We start from the raw sequence: 26,996 nt of genomic DNA, 5'->3' as shown, positions 1-26,996 counted from the left end.
TCTGCTTGCCGTCTCGCTCTTGATCAACCTGGCTACAATCTCGAGAGTCGATCCCTCGGAGCGCATCCGCATCTCGAGTGGAGCCTCTAATCGCGCTCGTTGGGCGGAAATCCGGGGATGGATGATGCTCGTTGGCGCCGGTCTTTGCATCGCATGGATGGCTGTGCTGAGCGGTTCGGTGCATGCCGGCGTCGCCCTCGAAGAACGCAAATTGCCGATGAAGTTCACTTGGGTCGATTGCCAGCAGCCGAATTGCCGGGGCTGGGTCAGCGCGACCGGGATCGTGATTGCCGACAGTCCAAGGGATTTTGATGAATTCGCCCGGGGGCGACAGCTCGACGGCGCGACCATCGTGCTGGATTCAAGCGGCGGTTCGGTCAACGCCTCGATCGCGCTTGGAAGGCGTTTCCGCGAGCTTGGGGCACTGACTACCGTCGGCGTCAGCGTCCGGACCAATACCGCCCAGAGTGCTCCTGCCAATATGGCGCCCGTAGCCTATTGCGAATCGATGTGCGTGTTCCTTCTGCTATCAGGCAAGACGCGTTACGTGCCCGAGACAGCCCATGTCCGGGTGCATCAGATCTGGCTCGGCGACCGCGCCAATGACGCCAAGGCCGCAACCTACAGCGCGGATGATCTGGTGATCGTGGAACGCGATATTGGGCGTCTCGCCAAATACACCTTCGATATGGGCGGCGCAGGCGATCTGTTGTCGCTGTCGCTGAACGTGCCACCGTGGGAAGAATTGCATGAACTGTCTCGGGACGAATTGCGACTGACCAATCTCGTCACCACCGATATGGTTGCTCAGGCGAGCAGCCCCAATGCAGCGATGGTCGAGCTGACGCCCAAACCCGTGCCTGGTCGCTTCGTAAGCAGCGTGGTTGCGACATCTCCGGAGCCGGCAAAACCTGTCAAGTCGGCTGAAGCTATGAGCCTCACGGGCGGCGTGAGAACGGCGATGACACCGCCTAGGCAAGAGTAGCAGTAGCCCTATCTGAGGAACTGCCAAAGGCTTCCTGTTCCGCGCCGTACGCGCGTCGTTGGTCGCGTTGTTCGGGAGATCGTATACATCCTACTTGCTCGCGGTTCGACCTGCGCTGGGCGCTAAAAGCGTGCTGCCTCCGTCGGCCTCTTCATCCGGTGCCAGAGCTTCGTCAGCGCGACGGGGCTTGAACACGTTCGCTCCTTGCTGGGCACCACGCGCGACTTCGGCATCTTGCAATCCCCCATCATCTCAGACAGTCTTGAGTACGGCGCGGCCATGATCCCGCATCTGCATCTGCCGCCTCGCTCGCCAGCAACAAATGACAAAATGACAGCACTCGGTGCAAAGCCGCCTGCTGGCCGCTTCGCTATGTTCGACGCGTTGATACGAGATGCCTGCTGCAGTCGCAGGCCCGCATCGAAACGGAGATCGAAATGGCCACAGCTACTGCACTCAAGCCGGCAGCATCAAAACAGCTTCCGCTGCCGAATGCCGACTTCTTTCAATTCGCGGACATGCTCTCGGACGAGGAGCGCGCGGTCGTCAAAAAGGTGCGCGACTACATGGAGACGAAGGTCGCACCCGTCATCAACAAGCACTGGGTCGAAGACTCGTTCCCCTTCGAATTGCTGCCGTCCTACAAGGATCTGAACATCGCCGGTCTTGGCATCAATGGTTACGGTTGTCCGGGCGGAAGTCCTCTCCAGTTCGCTCTGGTCGCCCTGGAGATCGCGCGGACCGACGTGTCGTTTTGTACTTTCCACGGTGTCCACACCGGTCTCGCGATGAATTCCATCTATCTCGCAGGCACCGAGGAGCAGAAGCAGAAGTGGCTGCCGCCGATGGCGCGCATGGAAAAGGTCGGCTGCTTCGCGCTGACCGAGCCGCTGGTGGGCTCGGGGACCGGTGCTGGTCTCACCACGACCGCGAAGCGCGAAGGCGACACATGGATCCTCAACGGCCAGAAGCGTTGGATCGGCAATGCGCCGTGGTGCGACATCTCGATCGTCTGGGCACGTGACGTCGCAGACGACCAGGTCAAGGGCTTCATCGTCGAGAACAAGACGACGCACGGGTTCAGCGTCGAGAAGATGCAGAACAAGATTGCGCTGAAGGTCGTGCAGAACGGCCAGATCACGATGACCGACTGCCGCGTGCCCGATGCGAATCGCCTCCAGGGAGGCAAGGGAACGTTTCGCGACGCGGCGCTGGTGCTGCGTGGCACGCGCCATGGCGTCGGCTGGGAAATCACCGGCGCGCAGATGGGCGCCTACGAGGTCGCCCTCAAGTATGCCCAGGAGCGCCTGCAGTTCGGCAAGCCGATCGGCTCGTTCCAGCTGGTTCAGGAGTTGCTGGCGAAGATGCTGGCCAACATCGTGGCCTGCCAATGCATGCTGTTCCGCTCGGTGCAGCTGGAAGCCGAAGGCAAGCTGACGGATGCACAGGCCGCGATCGTCAAGGCGTTCTGCACGAGCAAGGCGCGAGAAACGGTCGCCTGGGCCCGCGAACTGCTGGGCGGCAACGGGATCCTGGTCGACTACAACGTGGCGCGCTTCTTTGCCGATGCCGAGGCGATCTACTCCTACGAAGGCACCTATCAGATGCAGAACCTGATCGTCGGCAAGGCGATCACCGGATTCAGCGCCTTCGTCTGACGTCACCGATGGGCCGGCACTCGGCTGCCGGCCCATCCTCTCAGTCAGGATCAATCAACATGTCAACATCAGCAATCCTACCGTCACCGGCGGCTTCCACCGACGTGTCGGCAGCGCCCGCGCTGACTCTTGCGAATGTCTTCTACGAGCGACGGGGCACGATTGCCCATGTCACGGTCAACCGGCCCAGGGTGCTCAACGCCCTGAACACAGCGACATGGCAGGATCTGCGGACCGCATTTGAGCACGCGAAGAGCGACGCAACTGTGCGCGGCATCATTTTGGCCGGCGCGGGCGACAAGGCCTTCATTGCCGGCGCGGACATCAGCGAACTGGCGCGGGCGACCGCAGTCGACGCCGAGCGGTCAAGCCGTATCGGACAGCAGGTTCTCGATCTCATCGAGAATCTCGGCAAACCGGTGGTTGCGGCGATTAATGGCTTTGCACTCGGTGGTGGCTGCGAGACCGCGATGGCCTGCACGATCCGTATCGCAGTCGAGCACGCGAAGTTCGGCCAGCCGGAGGTCAAACTCGGGCTGATTCCTGGCGGCGGCGGCACGCAGCGGTTGCCCCGGCTCGTCGGCAAGGGCCGAGCGCTTCAGCTCATCCTGTCAGGCGGCATCATCAGCGCGCAAGAGGCGCACCGTATCGGCCTCGTCAACGAGATCGTCCCGGCGTCCGATCTGATTCCGCGCGCCGAGGCGATCCTGAACGAAATCGCCGCCAACGCACCGCTCGCCATCAGGTTCGCGCTGGACGCCACCAACAAGGGATCGGAGACGAGCCAGAGCGAAGGCCTCGCCCTCGAAGCTTCCTATTTCGGGCTGTGCGCGGGCACGGAAGACAAGAAGGAGGGTACCTCGGCCTTCCTCGAGAAGCGCGCACCGCAGTTTCACGGTCGCTGAGCAACGAACCGATCCAACTCAGGAGCCCTCAATGGCAAACGAAAACATCTTTTCCGGCTTGAAAGTAGTCGATCTGTCCAGCTTCGTCGCGGCACCAGGTGCCGCGGTGATCCTCTCCGACTTCGGCGCCGATGTCATCAAGGTCGAGCCACCGCAAGGCGACATGTGGCGGCAAGGGCACCACACCCCAGTTCAACCGCAATCCGAGGAGGCTTATCAGTGGCATCTCGCCAACCGCAACAAGCGCAGCATCGTGCTAGATCTCAAGTCCCCGGGCGCGCAGCAGGTTATTTTTGAACTCGCCAACTGGGCCGATGTGTTCATCGTCAACACGCCCCACCATGCCCGGAAGAAGCTGAAGCTCGAATATGAAGATGTCGCGGGATGGAATCCGCGGTTGATCTACGCGGATCTGACCGGCTTCGGCGAGCACGGACCTGACGCCGATTTACCCGGCTTCGACGTCACAGCTTACTGGGCGCGCAGCGGTCTCCTGTCGATGACGCGCGATGCCGGCGTGCCGCCGACGTGGCCCGTGGGCGGCAGCGGCGACAACGCCACGGCGGTCGGTCTTTATTCGGCGATCGTCACGGCCCTCTATCGGCGCGAGCGCACCGGCAAGGGCTCGCATGTCACCACGTCGCTGCTTGCCCAGGGTGTTTGGTCTGCGAGCGTTTCCATTCAGGCCGCACTCGCCGGCGCCAAATTTCCTCCGCGGCACGACCGCACACATCCCGCCAACGCAGCGATGAACGTCTATCGGTCCGTCGACGGAACGTGGTTCGTTCTCATCATCACGCCCGACAAATTCATGACCGTCGTAAAGGCGATCGGCCGGGCGGATTTGCTGACCGATCCGCGCTTCTCCAGTCCAGCGAAGATCCTGGCGAACATGACGCCGCTCACGGCCATCTTCGACGAGCTGTTTAGCAGTCGGCCCATGTCGCATTGGCATTCGGTCTTTGCCGGCTTGAACGTCACCTTTGGAGAAGTCCGCGGACCGCAGGAAGTGATCAACGATCCGCAACTGACGGAGAACGAGATCATCGTTCCGCTCAACGGTGCCGGCGGCAAGCTCACCTCGACCATCTCGAGCCCGATCCAGGTGCACGGCGTCGCCAAGGAGGCCGCTCGGCGCGCGGCCGACCTTGGTGAGCACACCGAGCAGATTCTCGGCGAGCTCGGCTTCGACGCAAAGAGCATCGAGAGCCTGCGCGAAAGCGGTGCTGTCCCCAAAGCAAAGGAACATGCGGCCTGACTGCCAGAACCTACCGAACAAGGAAGCGAGCAATGAGCGACGTCATCACGGAAACTTCCGGCGGCATCCTCCGGGTCGAGCTCAATCGGCCGTCCCAAAAGAATGCAATGACGGCTGGCATGTACACCAGCCTCGCCGGCATCTTCAAGGAAGCTGACAAGGATGAGGCAGTCCGCGTCGTGCTCTGGCACGGCGCCGGCGACGCGTTCTGCGCTGGCAACGACATCGGGGATTTCTCCAAGAATCCGCCTGGACCTGACGATTCCCCACAGTCCGCCTTAATCGATGCGTTCATCGCGTTCGAAAAGCCGATCGTCGCGGCGGTGCAAGGCGTCGCGATTGGCGGCGGAACCACCATGCTGACACACTGCGATTTCGTCTACGCAGGCGAGAGCGCGAAGTTCAAGCTGCCGTTCATCGATCTCGGCCTCGTGCCGGAATTCGCTTCGAGCTTCTCGATACCGATGCGCGTCGGTCATCTCCGGGCAGCGGAAATGCTCCTGCTGGGCGAACCGTTCACGGCTGCGCGGGCGGCGGAATTGGGTCTCGTGACCCGCGTCGTGCCCGATGGCGACTTGCTGGCGGCCGCCACTGCGACGGCGCACAAGCTCGTGGCGAAACCGGCCCGCGCGCTGCGCGCCTCAAAGCAGCTGATCAAACAGGCCTGGATCGGCCAGCTCAGAGAGGCTGCGAAACTCGAAAGCCGTGAGTTCAGCGAGCGGCTGCGCTCCGCGGAGGCCATCGAAGCCTTCACGGCGTTCCGTGAAAAGCGGGCGCCCAATTTCACCAACCTGCCGAAGCCGCTCGCGGCCGAATAACCCGACGCCAGCGAGCCGACACAAAAAAGGACAGACCATGACCGTACTTCATGCCACGCAGACAAGAACCGCATCGGGCGCGACCCGCTCTGGCCGTTTGTTTCTTCTAGACTTGAGCGGCGGCCGCGTCCTCTCGATGAATCCGGACGGCTCACATTCTCAGCTGATCGCAGCCGACTGTCCCCATCCCGACGGGATCGTCGTCGACGTCGACGCGGGTCACGTCTACTGGACCAATATGGGCGCCGTTCCCAGCCGGAACGACGGCTCCATCGAACGCGCCGATATCGACGGCAAGAACCGCAAGTTCATCGTTCCACCCGGCGGCACGTTCACGCCGAAGCAGCTCCATCTCGATAAGGCGAACGGCAAGCTCTACTGGTGCGATCGCGAGGGGATGCGAGTCGTGCGGTCGAATCTCGACGGATCGCAGATCGAAACGCTCGTCCAAACCGGGGCGGGCGAAAACGACCGCCGCGATCAGTCCAGATGGTGCGTCGGAATCACGGTCGATCCCAAGCGGGGACAGATCTACTGGACGCAGAAGGGCGGCGACAACGCCGACGTCGGCCGCATCCTGCGCGCCGGGATCGACATTCCGAAGGGCGAGACGGCGGCTGATCGCAGCGATATCGAAGTCTTCTTCAACGGTCTTCCCGAGCCGATCGATCTGGAGCTCGATCTCGAACATCGCGTCATCTACTGGACCGACCGCGGCAATCCCCCACGGGGCAACACCGTGAACCGGGCGCCGGTCGATGCCAAGCCCGCACAAAACGTGCCGCAGATCGTGGTCTCGGACCTGATGGAAGGCATCGGCATCGCGCTGGATGTCCCCGGCAACCGCATGTTCGTGACCGATTTCGCCGGCTCGCTTTATGCGGCGAAGCTCGACGGGACCGAGAAGCGGATGCTTCTTGCCGCCCAGGGAAATCTCACCGGCGTCACATACGTCGAAATAGCTTGAGAGGAGATTGACATGTTCAACACCAAGCCAATTCGGAAAGTCGCGATCATCGGCACCGGCGTGATTGGCGCGAGCTGGGCCGCGCAGTTCCTCGCCAAGGGTTTGGACGTCGTTGCGACCGACGTCGCGCCGGATGCGGAGGCGTCGCTGCGCCGCTTCGTGAAGGCGGCCTGGCCAGCGCTCGAACGATTGGGTCTTGCACCCGGCGCATCGCAGTCGCGTCTTACGTTCTGCCGCGATCTAGCCGCCGCGGTGGCGGGCGCGCACCTGGTCCAGGAAAACGGCCCCGAGCGTCTGGACTTCAAGCAGCAGCTCTACAAGCAGCTCGACGAACTGCTGCACCCGGACGTGATCATCGCGTCGAGCTCGTCCGGAATCAAGATGAGCGACATTCAGTCGGGCGCTGCATTGCATCCGGAGCGGTGCGTCATCGGCCATCCCTTCAATCCGCCGCACTTGATCCCACTGGTCGAGGTTGTCGGCGGCACCAGGACCTCCGAACAGACGATCCAGCGCGCGATCGCCTTCTACAAGTCGATTGGAAAGAAGGCGATACGGCTCAACAAGGAAATGCCGGGCCATGTCGCCAACCGTCTGCAGGCCGCACTGGCGCGCGAGGTCTACTATCTCGTCGCCGAGGACGTGCTGAGCGCTGCCGACGTCGACGACGCCCTGTCATGGGGGCCGGGCCTGCGCTGGGGTATCATGGGCAACATGCTGCTCAATCATCTCGCCGGCGGCGCGGGCGGCATTGAGCATGCCATGCATCAACTGGGCGGCCCGATGGCGGCCTGGTGGAAGACGCTCGGTTCACCCGACATGACGCCAGAGTTCCAACGCAAGCTCGTCGACAGCGTCCATGCCGAAGTCGGAGCCCGAAGCATTGAGGCGTTAGCGGCAGAGCGCGACGAGCTCTTGATCGGCTTGATCGAGTTGCGCAGGCGGTCGGAGGCGGTCGACCCGCACAAAGTCGCAGCAACTTAGCCGGCAGGGTAGCCGCCTCATCCTTGCGACGCTCACGAACGACTGGGGCTTGAGAAATAGATTCCCATGAACACTTCCGCGATTTCGATATCGCGCCATCACCGGACCTCATGGCCCGGCTGGGTGGAGCGACTGCCCCACTTCGTGAGTTTGGCCAAGCCACGCGTCATGGTGCTCGCGCTGTTCACCGCGTTCGTTGGACTGATGATCGCACCAGCACGCCTGGAACTACTTCCAGGCGTCATCGCAATTCTGGCAATCGCCGCCGGCGCTGGCGCCGCCGGCGCATTGAACATGTGGTACGACGCCGATATCGACGCGATTATGGCTCGCACGGCGATGCGGCCAATTCCCCGCGGCAAGGTCTCGAAGATTGAGGCGTTTGTTTTCGGAACCGTCCTCGGCGCGATCGCCATCGCGACCCTCGCACTGGCGGCGAATTTCGCGGCGGCTGCGCTACTTGCCGGAACTCAAAGGAGACATACCGGCCGGCGGCCCCGGAGTCAGATTTCGGAGGTAAAGCGGACGTGGGGCAGGGTACCGCCATTTCTGCTCCCGAGCCGGTCGGCTCTAATGCGGCCGCATCTCTTCCTTCAGACAACTCGGGGGCCGCATGGTATACCGCCTTATCGCGCCCCAGTGAAAATGGGGCGCCAGATGGAGGCCAGGATGGATGATCGCGAGAAGCTGTCTGCCCTGCGTCGTCATTGGGATGCTTCGGACGCGGGCGAGTTCGAGACCGAGCATGAAATCTATCGCGAAGACGCGGTGCTCGATTATCCGCAATCAGGCGAACGCATCCGCGGCCGACGCAACATCCAGGAAAGCCGGTTCCTGCAACCAAACAAAAAGCGCTTTGCAGTGCGGCGGATCCTCGGGGGCGGCGACCTCTGGGTTACCGAGTTCGTCCTGACTTATGACGGCATACCTTCTTACTCCGTCAGTATCATGGAGTTCAGCAACGGGCGTGTAGCTCACGAAACTCAATATTTCGGAGACCGATTCACTCCGTCGTCCTCGCGTACCCACCTTGTTGAGGCTCTGACCTGATCGCCTGCGTTGCACACCTCGTGTGGTTCGGAGGTCAGCTTGTGACCCAGGCCGTGTGAAAACTCAAAAACTCGAAGCGCGACGAGAATGATATTCTCGGCTTCGATTTCAAAATTGAATGGGCTTACGGTGTGGGCGCCTAAAGCGGTCTTGAACGAATAACTCGTTCTACCGCGATCAAGCGTCTTCGCGTTTTCACACAGGCTGGACCCAAAGCCGACATAACCCAAACCTGTCCAAGCTCGGGAACGGACCTTTGCGCTGATAATTTGAGCTTCCATGCACCGGGTCTGGGACGTGAGCTGAAGGTCCGCTATGTACTGGAGGGCTCGATGCAGCGTGGCGGCAACCGCCTCCGCGTGGACGTTCAGTTGATCGACGCCGAAACCGGCAACCACCTCTGGCCGAGCGTTTAGACAAGCCTGTCGCCGACCTCTTCGATATGCAGGACGAAATCGTATCGAGGCTGGCCAACACGCTGGATGCGCAACTCATTACTGCCTAAGCAAGACGCGCGGAGAGTTCGCTACATCCAGACGCCTTGGATTTGGTGTTCCAGGGCCGAGGCTGGTTCAACAAGGGGCTGATCCCGATTACATGGCGCGGGGCCGCAGGCGGCTGAGCTTGCGGCCAGAAGGTCAGTCCAGCGCCAGTCGCGTCTTGAGGCGCGGCGTCATCCAATTCAGGAATGCTCGTAGCTTCATCGGTACGGGCTTTCGCGGAGAATAGACGATATGGACGGGAAGCGGCTCAGGTTCGAAGTCGCCGAGCACGATGGCAAGCGTTCCAGCCTGCTTTGCCGCGTCCATCTTGTACGACATCACCCGTGTCAATCCGGCGCCAGCGATCGCGGCCAGACCACTTTGAACGCGCATTTCCTCAGGCACTCATTTTGATGACACGACCGTGCTCCCACCACCGCATCATCGGCACGGCGCTCTAGCCAGAATTCGGCGGCATGGGTATCGGCCGCATCTGCTGAGAGAGGCACACGCATCGGACCAGCATATAGAGCCAACTCATGGAGAGTTGCGCCTCAATGCGGCTGTGCTAGGCGAAATGAAATTCGCGAATCCGTGAACGTCGCCGCCCGGGTCGAGGAACGGTGCCGGCGGATGTCAGCGCGTCTGACGGTCAAGCGGAAATCATACGATCAGCCAGAGCATCGCCGCTCGCCCCATAGGCGACGGTCGCCTTTTTTGAGCGTCACTTTCCTGGCCGAGATGCTCTGTTCATTTTGACGGAACAATCTGAAAAAGGCCGGCTTCAGCGGCCTTTTCACCACGCGCGTCAACGGGAACGATTTGGTGGGCGTTCCTCCAATTCCCGAAGCCGTTCGATTTGCGCTCTGAGACCTCTCCGGTTGCTCCGGCTCAAGCTTCAGCGACGCGCGCAGTTGCTGTCCAATGACTTTAAGAATCGCTCGGCTGTGCTTGTGGTCTATGTCAATGCGGTCGGGCATAGCGAAGTCCCCATTGGGCAGAGAAAAGCGCCTACCCTCCCGCCAGCTTTCCGCCTGCGAGCACGGCTGCTCCATTCAATGGAACTGGAGACCGGAACTTTGGCTATCTGCGCGGGCGCTTGTATTTGAGAACAGGGGGGTCCGTTGTAGGACCTTTGGCTATCCGCGACATGCGCCGTGTAGTTGACGGCGAGCGACGATCTCATGAATCCAAGTCGTGCCTAGGCAGTTCGTTATCGCAGCTTGCCAAGCCAGAGCGCGGAGAGCGATGGGCGGTTGCGCACGCCGAACTTGGCGTAGATCGATTTGACGTGGAAATGCGTGGTGTTCGGACTTTGGTCGAGCTTCTGCGCGATCCGGCTTTCCGTGTCCCCGTCGAGCAGGGCGAGCAACACGCGGCGTTCAGCGGGTGTGAGAGGCGCGTTGGCGATGAGCAGCCCATGGCTGAGCAATTGTTCTCGGTGAAACCATCTCAAGGCGCGCATGACGAAGCCCAGACGCTGGCCGTCCTGCGCTGTAAAGCGGGGCGCCTGCGCATCGCGGAACACGAACAGACGAATCCTCACGTCGTCATTGAGCGCAATGCGCACGGAAATGCTGTCGGCGAAGCCGATGTCCAAATAGTGCCGCCGATAGTGCTTTCCCTCGAACCATTCCGGCGGCAGCGCTTCGAACAGCAGGCGGACGCGGAACGGCTCATCGCCCGCCATAGAAAGGATCTGAGACAGGTCGACGTCGTTGGACCAAAGTGTATCGTACTGCTTCTGCACGGACGCCGCCACCGCCGGTATCGGATCCAGCACCTTGACGAGGCGCGGACGCCAGCCGAGCAAGGGATCCGCCCGCTTCGGCGAAGGCAATCGCACGACTACCCCCCATAGCACATTGCGTGCCGACAACATCGTACGCAGCGTGGACAGCAGGTGTATCAGCGCAGCGTCACCGTCGGCGACAGAGAACTCGGCTAGCCGGTCCCAGAGTGCGTAGACTCCTTGATTGTGTAAATCGGTGGGATCCGTCGAGAGATGCATGTCATTCCCAACCTGTGCAGGAAGCCGAGCCGGCGCGGACATACATAAAGTACAAAGAGCCACCTTTCTAGGTAGTTCTCAGAAGCTTCGCGTGGCGCGATATTCGGCACGGTCGCTGGGAAGACCGATCCTCTCACCGTAACCTCATCGGGAGAACAACGATGCACACAACAATGGACGCGCGCCGGCTTGCGAAGTCCGGCAGCGGCTAGACGGAGAGCAAACGGCGTCCCGTCTCTTTCGTCGTCCTAGCGTGCACATTTCTGATTGCATTCGCAGCTTTCGCGCAACAGCGACCGGCTCAGGTGTCGATCAGCCCGACTGCTCCGATGCCGGGCGTTAGCGCTCCCTGACCGATCCCGTTGCACTCCGGCTTCAAAACGGCCATCAACCGAGAGATCGCATTGATCAAACAGGACGATCAAATTCACGATCGGGGTGAAGCTGCCCACGACAATGTTAAGAGATCATCGCGCGATCTCTTTAGTCTTTGCCGCTCGATGGAGGAAGTCAGCAATCACGCACCCGTCATTGTCCAAGGCGGCAAGTGCGCCCCAGGCGAGGTTTTAAATGAGCATTTCCGACATTATTCTCCCCACAAAGGATCTTCATCTGCGCGGTTCGGCGCCCCTCGCGCTGTTTGTCACTTGGTACCAACGCGCCCGCTTCAGAGCAGAGCTTCTTGCCGACCTCAGGCACAAAGCCGATTACCTCAAAGACATTGGGATTTGCCGGTACGAGGCCGCGTCCGAAGCCGCTCGATTCTTCTGGGAGCCGGTCCTGCTCAGGCCCAGCTTTTCGAACCCGCCGCTCCCGTAACGTAACGAACCAGCCGAACGCCGCCGCAGTGGCCATCGGTCCAATAGCAGCCGGTAGAAGGTGATGCGAGCTCTCGTCAATTCCGTCGTTGCAAGCGCTTTCGTGCGGGCTTTCCCTGCATCATCGCTGCGAGCAAATCTCCTCAAGCAGACCGCGTTGCTCTGCGTCGCCGTCGTGTTCGTGTGGCTGCTGTCGCTGACCTACGGATTAGGCCTCAGCGCTGGCTTTCTCTAGCCGACATGGACCGTGAGTGAGCCTTCCGTTGCATTCGTCCGAAGCAGTCTCTCGGGTCTGCGATCGTCCGATCGAACCAGGAAAGCCGGGCATTGTCGCCTTCATCTTATCCCCGCTGCATGCGTCGCGGCGACAACAGGCAAGTCGCATCATGCGCGAGCTCGAGCATCTGCAAGAGAGCGACCAAACAAGATCCGGAGACCAAGCATGATGATTGCGAACAGGACGGCGCAAACAAGGGCGACGATCAAACCGCATGCCAATGGTGAAACGTACTGGCTTTTGGCAGTGACCGCAGCATTCCTTGTCATTCACCTCGTTGCCTGGACCATCCTCGGACATGCATCGAGAGTCGATCTTCCTGATTCGCAGCTAGAGACGATAGGCCGCTCGTGCGATTAGGGATGATCGCTTTGAGAGAGACACAGGTTGCCACGCTTTCGATGTCCTATTCTGGCCCTTCTCAGAAGTCCGACAACGTCCGCTTTCGCGCCGGTATTGTGGAGACAAGCGGACATCGATCCACGCGGTTAATTTATGAGTACGCGGCGTAGTTAGATTTTTAGAGTAGCCTGATTAGGCGCAACAACACTCCGCGAATCGGCCGCGTCCTGATCGCGCAAGGCCGCGATGCGGCGGATGTTCCGATCGCCCAAACTTTCGGACCCAACATGCTCGTCAGCTTCAAGGTGCGGACTGATGAACTTGTGTAAAGCGCTCGCCTTGAGCGATTGGGTACCAGGCGGCTGAGATTGATCTCGCTAATTGGTTAGAAGACTGCTACACAGTTTGCATCACCGCGTGCTACGTGGCTGTTATCGGTGACTGAGAGCGTTGTGCTCCCGCCTCAACCCAAGAGAAGGCGGTCAGATGTCAAATTCCGACAAATTCGACATTCGTGAGTGGCTCGTACCACCTATGTTGGTACCGGTCTTCCTCGTACTGCTGATTGCGGTGACGGCCATTTTATAGCGGTGTCCGTTCAATCACCATGCGTCAGTACTGCAAACCGGGGCGTTGAGCCAGTTCAGGCCAAACGGGAGCCCAAAATGGCAAACACGGCAATCATCAGGGATGCCTACGGGGTTCCGGCAATCTTCGTTGGTTCGAAAACTGGCCGGGACGATGCGCCCTTTGTTTTCGTGAGGGTCGGAGGTGAGGAGCGTCGGATGCGTTGGGCCGAATGGGATGCTCTTCCGGCCTGGACCGGCGAGAGTCCCACCTGGGCGAGTAAAACCAAATAGCTATGGAGTGTTCAGCATGAGGATGGTTCGAAGCGGCACATGAACCGCGGCGCTTTTGCTGGCATCCGTACTGGGCATATACACGCCATCAGCTTTTGCCGCGGAGCCAAACTGCCGTGCGATCGAAAGCACCAGCGCGCGTCTCTCCTGTTACGATGCGGCATTTCCTCCAAAAGCCAGGAAGCCCGCCGAAGCCGGCATCGACTCATCGTCAGGCTACAAGGATCCATTTCTTGCGGAAGAAGCCCGAACCGCCGCGAAGCTCAAGAATATTTGCCACGGTTGCTGAGTTTCGCTTCCGAACATGCGCGCCAATTAAGAGACCCTGTAAGATGACGAACGATGCTAAAGATCGCCGAGTGGGCCGCCAACGAAAGCGCGCTCTTCATCTGGCGGGCACGGTTTTGGATGGGAGGGCAGACCACTCTGCAAGTTCTAAGGACCAATCGGCCAGAAAGCAGCGCCTGCTTGACGGGCCAGCGGAATTCAAAGCGGTCCGCGTCGACCGTTCGAAGAAGACTTCAAGCGATGCTGAGTAACCGAGGTTTGTCGCCGCATACGGTTGCTTTAACCCCATAGTCGTGATCGCGCATGGAGCATCAAGGCATTAAATATACGGTGGTCCAGACGATCAATCCGTCCGGCTGGAAATGGTCGTTTGAGCGAGACGGTCGGTCACCCCGAACCGGAATTGCCTTCAATCGAGCGGAGGCTGTCAGCGAAGTTGAACGAGCGATCAGCCGATTGCTCAGAGATCAGCAACGCCAATAGAAGCGCTCGGTTGCAGCTCCTGCTTCAATTTGAATTTGGCCTCTGTTCTCGGCACGTTGCCTATCGACGCCCGCGTCGTAAGGCGCAAGTGCGGATCACAGAAAGGTCCGGCGCCAGGGCGGAGAATTGCAAGAGAGTTGATCCCTGCCAGTGCTGCATTACAGACCATCGACTAGCTTCCGGCACTTCGCAAATAGCTCCTGCCAGGAACCGAACAAAGCGCTCGCTATTCGACTGATATAGGCGCACTGTCCCACTGCCATCGAACGGCCCATAGCATCTATCGGTGGTGTGAACGCAAGTTGCGCTCCCGCTCAACCCCGCAGCGGAGCGTCATACATGCCTGCTCAACGGTCCCTAGGACAATCCTCGACATTCGAATACCGCCTCGCGCAAGAGGCGATCAATCTCCGCCTACAGACCAAGGGAATGCCCGCTGGCGTCCGCCGCACGGAGCTTCTGCGAAAAGCCCGGCAGATCGATGTTGCCGGGGAGCTCAACAAGTGGCTGACCTCGCCGGGACTACAGCCGCCATCTTGAATTTTGGTCTCGTTCTTGTCCGAGGTGATGAACCTCAGCACGTCATGCGGAGACCAACCTTTATCGGGATTTTACTCTCACCTTCCCGGGGCTGGTAAGCCGCCGCCTGCGCTTTATTTAAGCGGGCGGCGTTTTTGCGTGCGATGGAAAGCTATTGAATGCGACGTCCAGTGGCCGACCGATATGGCCGCAGTTACCCAGAAAGCCTCCGCGCGGAGATGATCCGAGAGCTCAACGCCGGCTTCTGACGTTCTAGCCGGCAAGGCCAAGCTGGCTCATTCCGCAACTCCTTGCGGAACGCGGACTTCGCCCACCACGACCGAGCAGCGGCGTCTCGATGGCGTATCGCGCAGGGCGTTTTCCGCCGCCGCGGCATCACCACTGGATAATGACCGCGCCGGCATGAAGTTTGAATTTTGGGATGGTGGACATACTGACCTCCCTCTCTGTCGCGGGAGTACAGGTCTCTCAGTCAGCGATAGCAGACAAGGGTGGACGGTGATAACTGCAGCAGACGCCCTTTCCTTCACGATGTCGAGAGAAATCGTCAGGGCAATGGCTGTAAGCACTGCTTCTACTATAGCGACCGCGCAACGCGAAAAGCTTGCTATTGGATGCACCAGTCTCCATATGATCGATAGTGTCACCGGCTTCCTGCAAGCAGGCGTGTCCGGAGACGCGACGCCTTAGCCACACAAAATCGTAATCGACGAGATCGAGCAACGGCACGTCGCTCCGGCGTGCGCGCCACGCGTCAGGACAATCATGCCTATCGAACACGCTTCCGTACGGGCCATGCACAAACCCTGGGGCGTCAGCGATCTCCAGCCATGGAGCGACATCGACGGCACGCGTGATGCCGTCGGGGAGCTGTGGTTCGAGCGGGCTGACAAGAACGCTCCTGTCCCTGCGCTGCTGCTCAAGCTGTTGTTCACAAGCGCGCCATTTTCCATCGAGGTCCATCCTGACGACACCTTCGCGCGCGCGAAGGGGATGCCAAACGGCAAGAGCGAAGCTTGGTACATCATCTCGGCGAAATCGGGCGCGCAGATCGGCATTGGTTTGAACCGCCGGGTAACGCCGCAGGAATTGCGGGCGTCGATCGCGAACCGCTCGATCGTTGAACTGGTTCAATGGCGTCCAGTTGCGAAAGGCGATGTCATCTTCATCCCTGCCGGCACAATTCACGCGCTCGGTGCCGGCATCGTGCTAGCCGAAATTCAGCAGCGCAGCGACACCGCGTTCCACCTGTTCGATTTTGACAGAGCGCGTGAATTGCACATCGAAAACGGCGTCGCGGTTGCCAACACCTGGCCGCTTCGACCCCCAGCGGGCCCGACCCGCCTCACTGATGAACGGACGGTTCTCGTCGCCAGCCGGCATTACGTGCTCGAGCGCGTTGACCTGCAGGAGGCGTCAAGCTGGGCACTGGTTGCGGAACCGGAGACGTGGATTCTTGTTCTCGACGGCCATGCGGCGATCGGATTGGCCACGGTATCAATCGGGCAGGTGGTATTCGTTGGCGGTGGTCGAAGCAGCATCGAGGTTGGCGCCAATGGGTTGACCGCCCTAATTGCGTATCCGGCGGCCCAGCCTATCGAGTCGCTTTTACAGGGGCTCTGCGAGCTTTCGACCCCACTCGTTCAATCAGCCGCGCCCGTTGATCTGATCGCCCTGGCAAAGGCGCGCACGTGACGCCGCCCCGCAGGATTGCGTTGATCGGCAATTCGCTGCCTCGCCGCTGCGGCATTGCGACATTCACGACCGACTTGCTACGCGCGATCTCAAGTTCAGACCTACAGCTGCAGGCCTGCGTCGTGGCGATGACCGACCGCAATCAGACCTATGACTATCCCGCGTCGGTCGTCCTGCAGATCAGGGACGACAACCTTCGGGAATATGCCCGCGCCGCAGCTTCCCTGAACGCCGGTCGATTTGACGTCGTCTGCCTGCAGCACGAGTTCGGGATTTTCGGCGGCGACGCCGGCGCCCACATCCTCGAATTGCTGACGCTCCTGACCATGCCGGTCGTCACCACACTGCACACCGTTCTGGCTAGCCCCAGCGCAATCCAGCGCACGGTAACGGAGCGAATCGTCGAGGCGTCCGCGAAGGTCGTCGTGATGGCCGATAAGGGCCGTGAGCTACTGCATCGCGTCTATCGGGTTCCGCACGAGAAGATCGAAGTCATTGCCCATGGCATCCCCGACTTTCCGTTCGTCGCGCCGGACACGGCAAAAGCAAGAATGGGATTCAGCGGTCGCTCCGTCATTTTGACATTCGGGCTGTTGTCGCCCAGCAAGGGCATCGAGGTCATGATCGACGCCATGCCGTCGATCCTGAAACGACGACCGGATGCGGTCTATGTCGTGCTCGGCGCGACGCATCCCAACCTGGTTCGCGATCAAGGTGAAGCCTATCGCGAAAGCCTGACTGCACGCGTGCGCGAACTCGGCGTAGAAGATCACGTCGTATTTCTCGACCAGTTCGTTGACCAGGCCACGCTGCTCGAGTTCATCTCAATGTGCGATGTTTACGTCACGCCCTACCTCAACGAAGCGCAGATGACGTCGGGCACGCTGGCCTATAGCTTTGGCCTCGGCAAACCTGTCGTCTCGACACCCTATTGGCATGCGCGCGAGCTACTGGCCGATGGGCGCGGCATCCTCGTTTCCTTCGGGGATGCAGTGGGGATCGGCCGCGAAATCGCTGAATTGCTCATCGACGCCCCCCGCCGGCAGGCGATGCGCAAGCGGGCCTATGCCACCAGCCGGTCGATGACATGGGAGCGCACCGCCGAGCGTTACATAACCACCTTCGAGCATGCGCGGCAGGGCCACCGGCTGAAGGTGATCGCGCGCGCCGCGCCTGAGGCGATCGCGCCGCTCAGCTCCGCGGAAGCGCCCGACATGCGATTGGAGCACTTTCTATCGATGTGCGACGATACCGGCCTGTTCCAGCACGCCGTGCATTCGGTACCCGATCGCGCGCACGGTTATTGCGTGGACGACAACGCGCGGGCGTTGCTATTGGCTTGCGCACTCAACGAACCGGGCGAGCAGCCCCTTCCGGAAATTCTGACTGGCTGCTTTGCAGCTTTCGTGCAACATGCCTGGAACCCCGACACCAGACGATTTCGTAACTTCATGGGCTTCGACCGAACCTGGCTCGAAGACAGGGGGTCCGAGGACAGTCACGGGCGAACGCTGTGGGCCCTGGGCAGTTGCGCGCGCAAGGACGCCAGTGTGTCACGGCGTCGCTGGGCCGCTACCCTGTTTGCTGAAGCACTACCTGCCGCGGCAGCGTTTCGTTCACCTCGCGCATGGGCCTTCACGTTGCTTGGTCTGGACGCCTATTGTGCGACTGCTCCCGATGATCTTCACGCCCGGGAATTCCGTCATCTTCTTGCCGGCAAGCTAATGTCCAGTCTGTCGTCGGTCGAGACGCCGGACTGGGTGTGGTTCGAGGAGGGGCTCGCTTACGACAATGCGCGCTTGCCTCAGGCTTTGGTTGCCACAGGTTTGGCGACGCAAACACCCAGCTATGTCGAGGCCGGGCTAAGATCCCTGCGCTGGCTGACGAGCCAACAGGGGGCGGCGGGCCATTTCAGGCCTGTCGGTACTGCTGGGTTCGGCGATCGACGAAAACCCCCTCGCGCGTTCGATCAACAGCCCTTGGAGGCAGCAGCGACGATTGCGGCCTGCCTGACCGCGTGGCGCGCGGACGGCGATGCAGAATGGAAGACACTCGCGACGAAGGTGTTCTGCTGGTTTCTCGGCAACAACGATCTGTCGGTTGCCCTCGTCGATCCCGAGACTGGCAGTTGCCGCGACGGTCTGCACCCCGATCGTGCCAATGAAAATTGCGGGGGCGAGTCAGTCGTATCCTATCTCCTGGCGGTTGCCGATATCCGCCAGCTTGGGCGCGCTGATGTCAACCCAAAAAACCCGGTATCGCTTCGGGCCGTTGGCACCTGATCTGGCATGACTCGGGCGAACAGAGGAACTTCATTGCAAGCCACTTTTCTGAATCGGCAGGCACTCCATCTGCGTCCCGACCCCGCCCGCGTGATCGTGCGCCCGTTCAAGCCGGCGACCGAACCGCGTGATCTCAATCCGACCGACAAGACGCGCGCCAACCATATCGTTGAGCGCGTTCTTGCGCTCGACGCGAAGACAGCGGCGAGCCAACTGGCGGACGTGCTAGAGAACTTCCAGGGCCGACACCTCAACCTCCTGAAGACGTTTGAGCTCCGGGCCGACGAAATGGAAGAGGCATTTACGACGCACGGCACTTTTTCCGAAGTCCAGCGCCAGCTCATCGGCGCCTATTTCTTGCATGAGTATTCGTTCGAAGCATCGGCGCTGTTCAATCCCAGCATCGTTCCGCACCCCGACCAGTCGGGGGCCCCGCCAGGCAGCCTGCGCTTCGTTCTCAGCCTCCGTGCCGTCGGCGAAGGACATGTGTCGTCTCTGACGTTTCGCGCTGGCACCATCGCGGCCGACGGTAGCATTACGGTCGATCCGACGGCCCGGCTCGCCTCGAGTCCCAGGATCGGATATCGGGCACCCGGACCGATCGGCGACGAAGTTGAGGTCATCTTCAGGCCAGAGCAGGATATCAGCGAACGCGTTATCTTTCCGGTTACGGAATCCCAGTCCAACGGCATCGAAGACGCCCGCTTCGTGGAATTCAGCGACGGGGGACGGACGACCTACTATGCAACCTATACCGCCTACAAGGGTACGGCGATTCGATCGGAATTGATCGAGACAAGTGACTTCCTATCATTTCGCATGTCGCCCCTACATGGTGCCGCCGCTCGCAATAAGGGCATGGCGCTGTTCCCGCGCAGGATCGACGACAAATACGCTATGATCGCGCGACAGGATAACGAGAACCTCTATCTGGTCTATTCGGACGATCTGTACAGGTGGGAAGGCGGTCAGGCGATCTTGAAGCCGCAGTTTCCCTGGGAGTTTGTGCAGATCGGCAACTGCGGATCACCGATCGAACTGCAGGAAGGCTGGCTGCTGTTGACGCACGGTGTCGGCCCGGTCCGGAAATATTCGATTGGCGCCGTGCTGCTCGACAAGCGCGCTCCGTCCAAGGTGCTGGCGCGTTCCAGCGAGCCATTGTTGCGGCCAGAACCAGGCGAACGCGAAGGATACGTTCCCAATGTGGTCTATACCTGCGGGGCGATGACCCACAACGATCAACTCATTCTGCCGTACGCCGTATCGGATACCTTCTCCAATTTCGCGACCATCAAGATTTCTGCGTTGCTGCAGTCGATGTCCTGAATCCGAAATCGCACGGTGTGACCTGCGCGTTCAAAGAAGTGCCCCAAAGGGAGACCCAAGCTGGCGGTGCGCTGCCCTTTGGGTGCCGAACCGCGCGATCGCGACCAAGATCTCCAAGCCGGTGCAATGCGACATGATGCCGATCAAGCGGGCAGGTGGGTGGTACGAGGCGCCGGGCGCGACGATGGAGCGGGCGGTTGATCTCGCTGCGTTCAGGATACATCCCGGCGCGACGACGCTTTGGCATGATGATCTTCTGCGGAGATGGCGAGATCAGGCAGCGTGACAAATGCATAGCGAAAGTGTCATTAGGAGACGAATGAGTATTTTGAACCGTTTGAGTATTTTTGAATGAAAACAATTATTTACGCGAGTAACGTGGGATATAGAAGCCCGCCGCTGCCCCTAGTATTTATTCCTCATCACCGCACGGCTTTGGGTATCTATCGGTGATGAGATCGCCGTCACCGCGCTCCCGCCTTCTTGCAACGGAAAGGAGTGCGCTGTGGTCATCAAGCGTCGCAATCGAACGAAACATACCAAGACATTCGAAGAGAGATTGGCCGAGGAGGCCGCTCGCTTCAGGGTCGCTGCTGCGCAGCTCCCGCCGGGCACTCAGCGCGAGCTATATCTCCGCCGAGCGCGTCAGGCCGAAACGGCAGCCCATATCAACGAGTGGCTGACGTCGCCAGGGCTACAGCCGCCTAAGGCGCTCGAGGACGTACACGTGAGGAAGTAACATGACCCCCAGAGAACGCCGTGACATGCCGTGGATTATTGGAGCTGCCACTTTGGTTTTTGTCCTGTCGATCGTCGTTGGCGGCATGACGTACTTCCGGTAAGACAGCCGGCCTTGTGGAGTGAGATCCCCAGTGGATTGACTTTTGCAGTCGTAGCCAATATTCGCCCGCAAATCAGCTTGAGTGAATAGATGCGCCCGGCGGCTCCCGTCCGGGCGTCTCTCGTTTCACGCAGCTTTCGCGTCGATCGGTTTGATCCTTTCCAGGTCGCTGCCAAGTTCTTGTTCGGCCATCTGCACGTCATAGGCATTCTGCAGGTTCAGCCAAAGCTGAGCAGAAGTCGGCGCGCGATCGGGATTTGGCATCGTCGAGCCGGCAAGAATGACGTTTGCCTGCACTGGGCGGCCGCGTCGGCATTCGAGCGGCCCGCAGGGGCGCAAAGCGATCTTTTCATTCGGTTCAAGAACGGGGCGACCTGGCAGGTCGTCGGCTCGGATAGCTATAACTCGTCGGTCGGGTCTCCTCCAGCCGGTGTGACGTTCTCCGAATGGGCGCTTGCGAACCCAGCAGCGTATGCGTACCGCGCCCCGATCCTCGTCGAGAATAACGGCTGGGCGCTGTTCATCACGTCGCGCGCGGACGCAACCACGCCAAGTCGATGCTGGAATATGGCGCGCGGGAGCTCGGACTGGTTCGCGCAGGTTCTGACTGTCGACAACACGGGCGCGACCTCGCGTGAAGCCGTTGAGATCCAGCGCAGGGAGTATCACGGTATCTACGGCGACGAGGCCGGCGATGCGCCGATCGAGCAGGAATATTTCTGTCCTTCGAGGCTGCGGTTCTCGGCTTCTATTGGGGCAAGCAGCTCCGAGAGGCAGAGCAGGGCGGCCGGATCCTCGATGTCGCGGTGAATCGCGATCTGCCCGGCGTGGGATATCGGTGTCGACGATGCGATGGCGATCTGGTGCTTCCAAGTCTATTTCATGTTCCTGCGCCCGGTGCTCCATGCGATCCCGGCGCTCAAGAGCTTCTACGCTGAAGCCAACACGGTCTGGGGCAAGGTCTGGGCGCTCACGGGGCGTTCGGTCACTGTGCTATGGGGCTTGCTCCTGACCGGCATCGGGACCGTATTTCAGTGGCTTGATCCAATTGCCGCGGCGCTTGGCGATCCTGATCTGAAGGCCCAGGTGATGGAGGCGCTGGAGGACAACCCGCAGCACCTCGCTTACGTGTTGATGGGATCTCAGCCATCACTATCGCGGCGCGGCTTCGGTCGGTTGCGAAGGCCTGACCGATGTGGGAGACCGTCATTGGATGGTTCTTGAAGGGGCCGCTTGACCGCATCTTCAGTACCGTGGACAACGCAATTAACAATGAGACGACCCGAGAGCAGGTCAAGGCCGATCTCGCGAAGTCCTACCTCTCGTCTCAAGTCGCTATTTTAACCGGTCGCGGATGGTGGTTCCCACTACTGTTCATCGTGCCAGCAGGCTTCTGGTTTGCTGCTGTATGCGTCTATTCAGTCCTTTGATGCAAGGCACGCGCCTTTCCACAGTCGTGGACGATTGCGGCGCTTCCCTCCCACTGGATCAATGGATGGGAGCCATCGTTGGCTCGCTGTTCATCGCCAAAGCTGGCGGCGAATATTGTCGCGCGACTTAAGCGGTAGGGCAATGCGAAGTGGACTTGGCACAGGAGCTATTGAAACTCGGCCCTGCGGGCCTGATCTGCGTCATTCTTGTGTACTCGCTTTGCAAGTCCGAGCAACGCGAAGCGAAGAAGGATATCCGAATCCAGCTGCTCGAAAACCAGCTGACCGAAAGCTATGGCGAGCGCGTGTTGGCTGCCGATCGCCTCGCCGAAGCCATTCACAGCACGCGTACCGCGTTTGAAGCCCTGACCTCAAAGATACGGGCAAAGCGATGAACCAGATCATCAATCAGTTTCGACGCATCTTCGCCGACGATGGGCGCGGGGACAAAGATTTCACCCAGCAGGAAGAGCGGTTGAAGAAGGCTCAGGATGAGCTGAAGGAAGCATCCGCTTCATTGGCGCGAGCCGCTAACCATCTCGCCGACTTCATCAAAGCCAGGATGTGATGGAGTTCCAGCCTTTATGATCGTTCTCTCGGTTCTCACCATCGCCATCGCGTTCCAGGAGTGGCGCGAGTGGCGAAAGAATCCGCCTGATCTTCTGGACAGGCGGTAGCTCGGCCTGATGCTTCACGCCTGTTTCCCTCCCTAGACTTTCCCAGCGCCCTTTCGTTCACGCCGGGATGTTGAGGAAGTTACGACCTTGCCCCCGGGTGTGATTCTGATGCTGTGCCCATTAGGGCAGCTGAGATCGGATATCGTCCGGGACGCGAAGGCAAGCGTTGCTGCCGAAAGGATCAACGCTAGCTCGCGACAAATCGGGCACAGATACTTTTTGTCTGTAGGCGGTATTGGCGACGCCATCGGGCTCTCCGCCAAAACACTGCCGGGAAAACGCAGGTTAGGATTGCGGGTTCCCGTGCTGGCTCTCCTCTTGCGGGAAAGGATCGTGCGTTTTGCGGTCGAGGAAGGTGTCAGGCGGAGGTAGTTTTTAATAGTTCAGCCGCCTTTGCAATGAGTTCGCGGACGAATGCGGTCTGCTTGGATATTTGGGCGGCTTCATCGTGAACCCGATGAACAGGTTGGATTGGCATGGCTGTGCTCCTTGGCTTTGCAGGCGGGAGCGCTCTCGGTCTCTCAGCCACCGACGCCTACGGGCAGAGCCTTGGCCGGTGCTAACTCATCAACGGCGCTGGAGCGATTTTGCTCAATAGTGAACATAAGCTGGCGCCTAATCGGCGTCGGGCTCTTCTTTGTGCCTCGCCACAGCTTCATCAACTTTGTGGCGGTCGAGCCGACCTTCGGGGGAGAGCATCGAGACAGGGCGCCAGATGCTAACGTTGATCTCCAAGTTTGATTACGTGGCTTCGTGGCCCACTCCCACCCATTGATCAAATGCGTCTTTGGTCCACGACTCCTGCGATATTGCCGGGTGCGTCCGGTTCTTGATCTTCCCCTGCCTGGATATGGTTCGGGCCGGCGCTGCCTAGCGCCGGTTCACCCGGCTGCCATTATGATCGCGCGCGGACTTGGGACTTTTAGCGCATGGAGATAATCGGCGCTGAACTCGGCCACCGTTTCAAGCTCCTCGCGCCGAAGCACGTAGGCGATTTGTCCGCGCCAATCGAGCAATCCCATCTTTCTCAGTTCCTGAACTGTGCGATTGACATGGACGGTTGAGAGGCCACAGGCATCCGCAAGGTCTTGCTGCGTTAAAGGAAGACGGAAGGTGTCGTTGTCGAGCAAACCCACCATCTCAAAACGGGTGGCAAGCTCGCAGAACAGATGCGCGACTCTTGGCAGCGCCGCCCTTGAGCCCAGGTTTTCGACCCATTCTCGGTAGATCGCTGCATGGATAAGGGTCTCTCGCCAAAATGCGTTTGTCAGCCCCGGAGATTCCTTCAACATCCGCCGGAGATGCGAATGGGATATGAAGGCCACAGTCGAGGTCCCCTCGCTGCAGAGATCGTGATCCAAAACGGGCAGATGCAGCGTATGGAGATCAGGTACGTCCCCCGGTACGTAGATGGACGATATTTGATTGCGTTCGGAAACAACCCTTCGACGCGACAGCATTCCAGTCATCACGACGGCACAATGCACGGGCACGTCGCCTTGCCGTGCGACGCGGTCGCCGTCTCTAAATGTTTTGATGATGTGAGGCATCTGCTGGAGCCGGACCTTGTCTTGCTCGGACAGCTCAACGACGGACAGCAAACGCGCGATTAGCTTGACATGCGGCATCAGACACTCCCTCCCCTTCGCAGGCGGGAGCACGAGAGTGTCTCTCAGTCACCAGCGCCCACAGAAAAGGCCTTGGCCGATGATGCACAAGCAACGCGGGAAAGGGAACTAAGTTCCCGCGCTGACTGAACCATCAGGTGCGTGTTCGCCCTGCGAGAAAGTAGGATTTCTGGCTGTAACAAATCGATACAGAAAGTGCGCTCCCGCCGGGCGCGAGATTCACCTCGGTTATTTCGGGAACCCAACTTTGCCAAGATCCTCAATGGCATGGGGCAGGTGATTTTCATTTCGTATTTTTACAGCCCTAAAATGACGACCGCTGCATCCTGGCGGACAGCGGTTCGACAATCAGTCTAGGCCCCAGCCAATCCCCTCGCTGGGGCCTTTTTTTGGAACAGGGGGCGGCCGGCGCGGTTCTAGTCTCGCTTTGATGAGGAGTGGGACGAGCCCTCGGCCTCAGTGCTCTTCCCGGGCGTGCAGTTTGAGGTTAGCTCATTTTCTTGCGGCTGATCGCGAAGGAAAAGCGGACCGTCATAACGGGGCCGCTGTCGTCCCGGACCTCGATCTCCATTTGCTCAGCGTCGCTACCGCTGAGGGTCGCTACGGCATCATGGGCCATGCCTCCTAAAGATCGCGCAGCCTCGTCCTGTGCCGCGTCCAGATCCCGAAGATCGAGGCCTTCCTCGTCAGGGGTTGTTCCGTTGCCGTCCTTTAAATCGAAGTAATACCGAGGCATTGAGCGCGCCCATTCATTTCCTAACATTTCAAAGCGAAATTCGGAGGGGCGTTCCTAGTGGCCCCGCTTTTTGAAATGCGGGCGGCCTGTTTGGGGAGCACAGGAACAGGTCCTCATTCGGCGGTTGGGTCATTGGCGGGTCGCACTGCCCGCCGCGGCATTCGGACAACGACGGAAGCCGAGCTCCAGCGACCCCCCCGCGCTGGGGCTACTTCTCTAGGCCATCACCCGAACGGGTCTTTGCCTGGCTGAAGTATCCTCACGAACGTCCCGCTCTCGCCTGGATCGTTTCTTCAGAATTGCTCAGCAACCAACGGACGAGAATAATCGAGAAGTCAACCTATACCTTTGGGCGCTTTTCTCGTTGCACTGCGCTAGTCTTTTGCCTCGGAGCAGGGGAATGGCGAGCGAGCTAAGACAAGCGGAGTACCGGGCAGGCGGGGGCGCGCCAATGCTTAGCCGGCTGCGCCGTGTCGAAGAATGGCGCAGGGCGCGCTTCCAGCAGTTGCTGGATGGACCGGACCGAGAATCGGCAATCAGGGCGGCGTGACTCTATCTGGAGCGCGGCGCATGGCAGCTGAGCGGGGGCTTGTTTAGCGAACCCTGGTAGGCTTGCTCATCTCCGCAAGCCCGCCAGCAGTAATGCGATAGCTGACCTTTCCGTCAGCTTCTCGAATCTCAATCCACTGATGGCGAAGTAAGGTCAGTTTCAACTTTGCCTGATCTGGCAGATCGACAGCGGGGACCCATTCACCGCCCCGAAGGTGCTCCAGAAATTGCCGATGGCGATGATTGAACGAAGTGGCCAAGCCAAGCCGCGGGTTGAGAGTGGACGAATCCAGCAGTCCAGACATCATGGCATCGAAGGACCGTCCGTCGTGATCCAAATGGATCACTGACTTATCCCGCGCGAGGCCGACCCGTGAAATACAGCGACAGAACGCTCCCGACGCGATAGAGTGAGTTGTTGAACACAACCGAATGCGTCAAGTGGCTCGTATATTGGGAGATCGTTCATGAGATTCTTTTTCCTCGGTATCGCAATGGTCGGAATCGTAGTCGGGACACAAGCAAAGGCAGGCGCGAGCCGAGACTATGAAGTTGACTACTACGCGGAGCGACAGCTTCGGACGCAGGTTGGAACATTCTACAAGCCATGCGGTACCGGCGCCGCCACAATGAACGGGCAGCGAACGCACTACTTCAAGAAGTCGCAATCATCATGTCTGGTCACTGGGGGACATCCGCCGCCAGCGACAATAAGCTGCGAGTTCACCCAAGCGGGTTGCACAGACGCTCTCGCACATGCGTTTCCGCTCATCCCTCACGCACCCGGCTTCAGCCTGAGCATGGGTGCTGCACCGCGTTGTTCCAAGCTAGCGCCGCTGACCAGGGGCTTTATAAGCGAAACAAGCGCGATTCCGGCGTGAAGTAAATCGGATTGTAGCTTTACGCGACTTAGGTGGCCTCCGGATTAGCCGCATTTGGGGGCGCCGCCTTTGCCGCGGCCAGTTCATTCGCCTTGTTAGTCCGCCGTGAAGAACGCGGACGAGCGCTGATTTAAGCGATCTTTTGAGCCGGGACAGTTTCGGCGATGGCCCGGATGATGGCACACAGGAGTTGTGCGAGCCATCGCAGGAGCAGGCCGAAGTTGT

23 protein-coding genes and 3 pseudogenes are annotated in these 26,996 nt (G+C 59.9%); 20 read left to right on the top strand and 6 right to left on the bottom strand.

The genetic code is table 11. The features are described 5' to 3' along the window. The first annotated feature begins 124 nt into the window (after nucleotides 1-124). The 10 genes and pseudogenes from I6F38_RS33740 to I6F38_RS33695 all read left to right on the top strand — a co-directional run. The gene (locus tag I6F38_RS33740) at nucleotides 125-985 is read left to right on the top strand and encodes a hypothetical protein (RefSeq protein ID WP_225163469.1); all 861 of its coding nucleotides are present in this window, start codon (nucleotides 125-127) and stop codon (nucleotides 983-985) included. 437 nt (nucleotides 986-1,422) lie between these two features. After that, nucleotides 1,423-2,643 (top strand): acyl-CoA dehydrogenase family protein, encoded by a 1,221-nt coding sequence (locus I6F38_RS33735; RefSeq protein WP_225163440.1) that lies wholly within the window; start codon nucleotides 1,423-1,425, stop codon nucleotides 2,641-2,643. Nucleotides 2,644-2,702: 59 nt separating this feature from the next. Further along, nucleotides 2,703-3,548: an enoyl-CoA hydratase-related protein gene (locus tag I6F38_RS33730; protein ID WP_225163439.1), complete on the top strand. Its 846-nt coding sequence runs from the start codon at nucleotides 2,703-2,705 to the stop codon at nucleotides 3,546-3,548. Nucleotides 3,549-3,579: 31 nt separating this feature from the next. Continuing rightward, nucleotides 3,580-4,806 (top strand): CoA transferase, encoded by a 1,227-nt coding sequence (locus tag I6F38_RS33725; RefSeq protein ID WP_225163438.1) that lies wholly within the window; start codon nucleotides 3,580-3,582, stop codon nucleotides 4,804-4,806. Nucleotides 4,807-4,838: 32 nt separating this feature from the next. Next, a complete protein-coding gene (locus tag I6F38_RS33720) occupies nucleotides 4,839-5,624 on the top strand; it encodes an enoyl-CoA hydratase (protein WP_225163437.1) in 786 nt (261 codons plus the stop codon). Between the two features lie 37 nt (nucleotides 5,625-5,661). Beyond that, on the top strand, nucleotides 5,662-6,591 hold the full coding sequence (locus I6F38_RS33715) for a 3-hydroxyacyl-CoA dehydrogenase (protein ID WP_225163468.1): 930 nt from the start codon (nucleotides 5,662-5,664) through the stop codon (nucleotides 6,589-6,591). A 12-nt stretch (nucleotides 6,592-6,603) separates the two neighbouring features. Beyond that, nucleotides 6,604-7,575, top strand: a complete 972-nt coding sequence (locus I6F38_RS33710) for a 3-hydroxyacyl-CoA dehydrogenase NAD-binding domain-containing protein (protein WP_225163436.1) — start codon at nucleotides 6,604-6,606, stop codon at nucleotides 7,573-7,575. Nucleotides 7,576-7,641: 66 nt separating this feature from the next. After that, nucleotides 7,642-8,028: pseudogene (locus I6F38_RS33705) on the top strand (UbiA family prenyltransferase); the annotation flags it as partial. A 216-nt stretch (nucleotides 8,029-8,244) separates the two neighbouring features. After that, a complete protein-coding gene (locus I6F38_RS33700) occupies nucleotides 8,245-8,625 on the top strand; it encodes a nuclear transport factor 2 family protein (RefSeq protein WP_225163467.1) in 381 nt (126 codons plus the stop codon). A gap of 290 nt (nucleotides 8,626-8,915) precedes the next feature. Continuing rightward, nucleotides 8,916-9,208, top strand: a pseudogene (locus tag I6F38_RS33695) (adenylate/guanylate cyclase domain-containing protein); the annotation flags it as partial. A 55-nt stretch (nucleotides 9,209-9,263) separates the two neighbouring features. Here I6F38_RS33695 and I6F38_RS33690 read toward each other — a convergent pair. The 3 genes from I6F38_RS33690 to I6F38_RS33680 form a co-directional block, all read right to left on the bottom strand. After that, a complete protein-coding gene (locus I6F38_RS33690; protein ID WP_225163435.1) occupies nucleotides 9,264-9,512 on the bottom strand; it encodes a hypothetical protein in 249 nt (82 codons plus the stop codon). A gap of 266 nt (nucleotides 9,513-9,778) precedes the next feature. Then, on the bottom strand, nucleotides 9,779-10,087 hold the full coding sequence (locus I6F38_RS33685) for a hypothetical protein (protein WP_225163434.1): 309 nt from the start codon (nucleotides 10,085-10,087) through the stop codon (nucleotides 9,779-9,781). A 233-nt stretch (nucleotides 10,088-10,320) separates the two neighbouring features. Then, a complete protein-coding gene (locus tag I6F38_RS33680; RefSeq protein ID WP_225163433.1) occupies nucleotides 10,321-11,118 on the bottom strand; it encodes a helix-turn-helix transcriptional regulator in 798 nt (265 codons plus the stop codon). A gap of 570 nt (nucleotides 11,119-11,688) precedes the next feature. Here I6F38_RS33680 and I6F38_RS33675 point away from each other — a divergent pair. The 10 genes and pseudogenes from I6F38_RS33675 to I6F38_RS33625 all read left to right on the top strand — a co-directional run bounded on the left by I6F38_RS33675 (nucleotide 11,689) and on the right by I6F38_RS33625 (nucleotide 22,868). Then, nucleotides 11,689-11,937 (top strand): hypothetical protein, encoded by a 249-nt coding sequence (locus I6F38_RS33675; protein ID WP_225163432.1) that lies wholly within the window; start codon nucleotides 11,689-11,691, stop codon nucleotides 11,935-11,937. Nucleotides 11,938-12,378: 441 nt separating this feature from the next. Beyond that, complete coding sequence (locus tag I6F38_RS33670) at nucleotides 12,379-12,573, top strand: hypothetical protein (protein WP_225163431.1); 195 nt, start codon at nucleotides 12,379-12,381, stop codon at nucleotides 12,571-12,573. Between the two features lie 179 nt (nucleotides 12,574-12,752). After that, nucleotides 12,753-12,884: pseudogene (locus I6F38_RS33665) on the top strand (transglutaminase family protein); the annotation flags it as partial. 2,607 nt (nucleotides 12,885-15,491) lie between these two features. Further along, nucleotides 15,492-16,421 (top strand): class I mannose-6-phosphate isomerase, encoded by a 930-nt coding sequence (locus tag I6F38_RS33660; RefSeq protein WP_225163430.1) that lies wholly within the window; start codon nucleotides 15,492-15,494, stop codon nucleotides 16,419-16,421. After that, the gene (locus I6F38_RS33655; protein WP_225163429.1) at nucleotides 16,418-18,703 is read left to right on the top strand and encodes a glycosyltransferase family 4 protein; all 2,286 of its coding nucleotides are present in this window, start codon (nucleotides 16,418-16,420) and stop codon (nucleotides 18,701-18,703) included. The genes I6F38_RS33660 and I6F38_RS33655 overlap by 4 nt, the downstream gene beginning before the upstream one ends. Nucleotides 18,704-18,736: 33 nt before the next feature. Then, complete coding sequence (locus I6F38_RS33650) at nucleotides 18,737-20,029, top strand: glycoside hydrolase family 130 protein (protein ID WP_225163428.1); 1,293 nt, start codon at nucleotides 18,737-18,739, stop codon at nucleotides 20,027-20,029. Nucleotides 20,030-20,960: 931 nt separating this feature from the next. Continuing rightward, on the top strand, nucleotides 20,961-21,680 hold the full coding sequence (locus I6F38_RS33640; protein WP_225163427.1) for a hypothetical protein: 720 nt from the start codon (nucleotides 20,961-20,963) through the stop codon (nucleotides 21,678-21,680). A gap of 42 nt (nucleotides 21,681-21,722) precedes the next feature. Then, nucleotides 21,723-22,094, top strand: a complete 372-nt coding sequence (locus I6F38_RS33635; protein ID WP_225163426.1) for a hypothetical protein — start codon at nucleotides 21,723-21,725, stop codon at nucleotides 22,092-22,094. Nucleotides 22,095-22,455: 361 nt separating this feature from the next. Next, nucleotides 22,456-22,695, top strand: a complete 240-nt coding sequence (locus I6F38_RS33630; protein ID WP_209944358.1) for a hypothetical protein — start codon at nucleotides 22,456-22,458, stop codon at nucleotides 22,693-22,695. Then, the gene (locus I6F38_RS33625; protein ID WP_172646947.1) at nucleotides 22,692-22,868 is read left to right on the top strand and encodes a hypothetical protein; all 177 of its coding nucleotides are present in this window, start codon (nucleotides 22,692-22,694) and stop codon (nucleotides 22,866-22,868) included. Before I6F38_RS33630 ends, I6F38_RS33625 begins: the two co-directional genes overlap by 4 nt. A 990-nt stretch (nucleotides 22,869-23,858) precedes the next feature. Here I6F38_RS33625 and I6F38_RS33620 read toward each other — a convergent pair. From I6F38_RS33620 to I6F38_RS33610, 3 genes are all read right to left on the bottom strand, one after another. Continuing rightward, the gene (locus tag I6F38_RS33620; protein ID WP_041482691.1) at nucleotides 23,859-24,605 is read right to left on the bottom strand and encodes a Crp/Fnr family transcriptional regulator; all 747 of its coding nucleotides are present in this window, start codon (nucleotides 24,603-24,605) and stop codon (nucleotides 23,859-23,861) included. Between the two features lie 487 nt (nucleotides 24,606-25,092). Then, nucleotides 25,093-25,341, bottom strand: coding sequence for a hypothetical protein (locus I6F38_RS33615; RefSeq protein ID WP_028344055.1), 249 nt, complete (start codon nucleotides 25,339-25,341; stop codon nucleotides 25,093-25,095). 593 nt (nucleotides 25,342-25,934) lie between these two features. Then, entirely contained in the window at nucleotides 25,935-26,237 is a 303-nt protein-coding gene (locus I6F38_RS33610; RefSeq protein ID WP_225163425.1) for a hypothetical protein, read from the bottom strand. Nucleotides 26,238-26,996: the final 759 nt, after the last annotated feature.

Source organism: Bradyrhizobium sp. BRP56 (assembly GCF_020194035.1).
Taxonomy (GTDB): domain Bacteria; phylum Pseudomonadota; class Alphaproteobacteria; order Rhizobiales; family Xanthobacteraceae; genus Bradyrhizobium; species Bradyrhizobium australafricanum.
This window is presented reverse-complemented; position numbering and strand designations above follow the sequence as displayed.

Excerpts from the sequence above, each read along its gene's own strand:
- I6F38_RS33620 (WP_041482691.1), bottom strand. The coding sequence starts at position 24,605 with ATGCCGCATGTCAAGCTAATCGCGCGTTTGCTGTCCGTCGTTGAGCTG.
- I6F38_RS33730 (WP_225163439.1), top strand. The coding sequence starts at position 2,703 with ATGTCAACATCAGCAATCCTACCGTCACCGGCGGCTTCCACCGACGTG.
- I6F38_RS33640 (WP_225163427.1), top strand. The coding sequence starts at position 20,961 with ATGCGCCCGGCGGCTCCCGTCCGGGCGTCTCTCGTTTCACGCAGCTTT.
- I6F38_RS33660 (WP_225163430.1), top strand. The coding sequence starts at position 15,492 with ATGCCTATCGAACACGCTTCCGTACGGGCCATGCACAAACCCTGGGGC.
- I6F38_RS33710 (WP_225163436.1), top strand. The coding sequence starts at position 6,604 with ATGTTCAACACCAAGCCAATTCGGAAAGTCGCGATCATCGGCACCGGC.
- I6F38_RS33675 (WP_225163432.1), top strand. The coding sequence starts at position 11,689 with ATGAGCATTTCCGACATTATTCTCCCCACAAAGGATCTTCATCTGCGC.
- I6F38_RS33635 (WP_225163426.1), top strand. The coding sequence starts at position 21,723 with ATGGCGATCTGGTGCTTCCAAGTCTATTTCATGTTCCTGCGCCCGGTG.
- I6F38_RS33715 (WP_225163468.1), top strand. The coding sequence starts at position 5,662 with ATGACCGTACTTCATGCCACGCAGACAAGAACCGCATCGGGCGCGACC.
- I6F38_RS33615 (WP_028344055.1), bottom strand. The coding sequence starts at position 25,341 with ATGCCTCGGTATTACTTCGATTTAAAGGACGGCAACGGAACAACCCCT.
- I6F38_RS33720 (WP_225163437.1), top strand. The coding sequence starts at position 4,839 with ATGAGCGACGTCATCACGGAAACTTCCGGCGGCATCCTCCGGGTCGAG.
- I6F38_RS33670 (WP_225163431.1), top strand. The coding sequence starts at position 12,379 with ATGATGATTGCGAACAGGACGGCGCAAACAAGGGCGACGATCAAACCG.
- I6F38_RS33725 (WP_225163438.1), top strand. The coding sequence starts at position 3,580 with ATGGCAAACGAAAACATCTTTTCCGGCTTGAAAGTAGTCGATCTGTCC.
- I6F38_RS33700 (WP_225163467.1), top strand. The coding sequence starts at position 8,245 with ATGGATGATCGCGAGAAGCTGTCTGCCCTGCGTCGTCATTGGGATGCT.
- I6F38_RS33735 (WP_225163440.1), top strand. The coding sequence starts at position 1,423 with ATGGCCACAGCTACTGCACTCAAGCCGGCAGCATCAAAACAGCTTCCG.
- I6F38_RS33740 (WP_225163469.1), top strand. The coding sequence starts at position 125 with ATGCTCGTTGGCGCCGGTCTTTGCATCGCATGGATGGCTGTGCTGAGC.
- I6F38_RS33685 (WP_225163434.1), bottom strand. The coding sequence starts at position 10,087 with ATGCCCGACCGCATTGACATAGACCACAAGCACAGCCGAGCGATTCTT.
- I6F38_RS33680 (WP_225163433.1), bottom strand. The coding sequence starts at position 11,118 with ATGCATCTCTCGACGGATCCCACCGATTTACACAATCAAGGAGTCTAC.
- I6F38_RS33625 (WP_172646947.1), top strand. The coding sequence starts at position 22,692 with ATGAACCAGATCATCAATCAGTTTCGACGCATCTTCGCCGACGATGGG.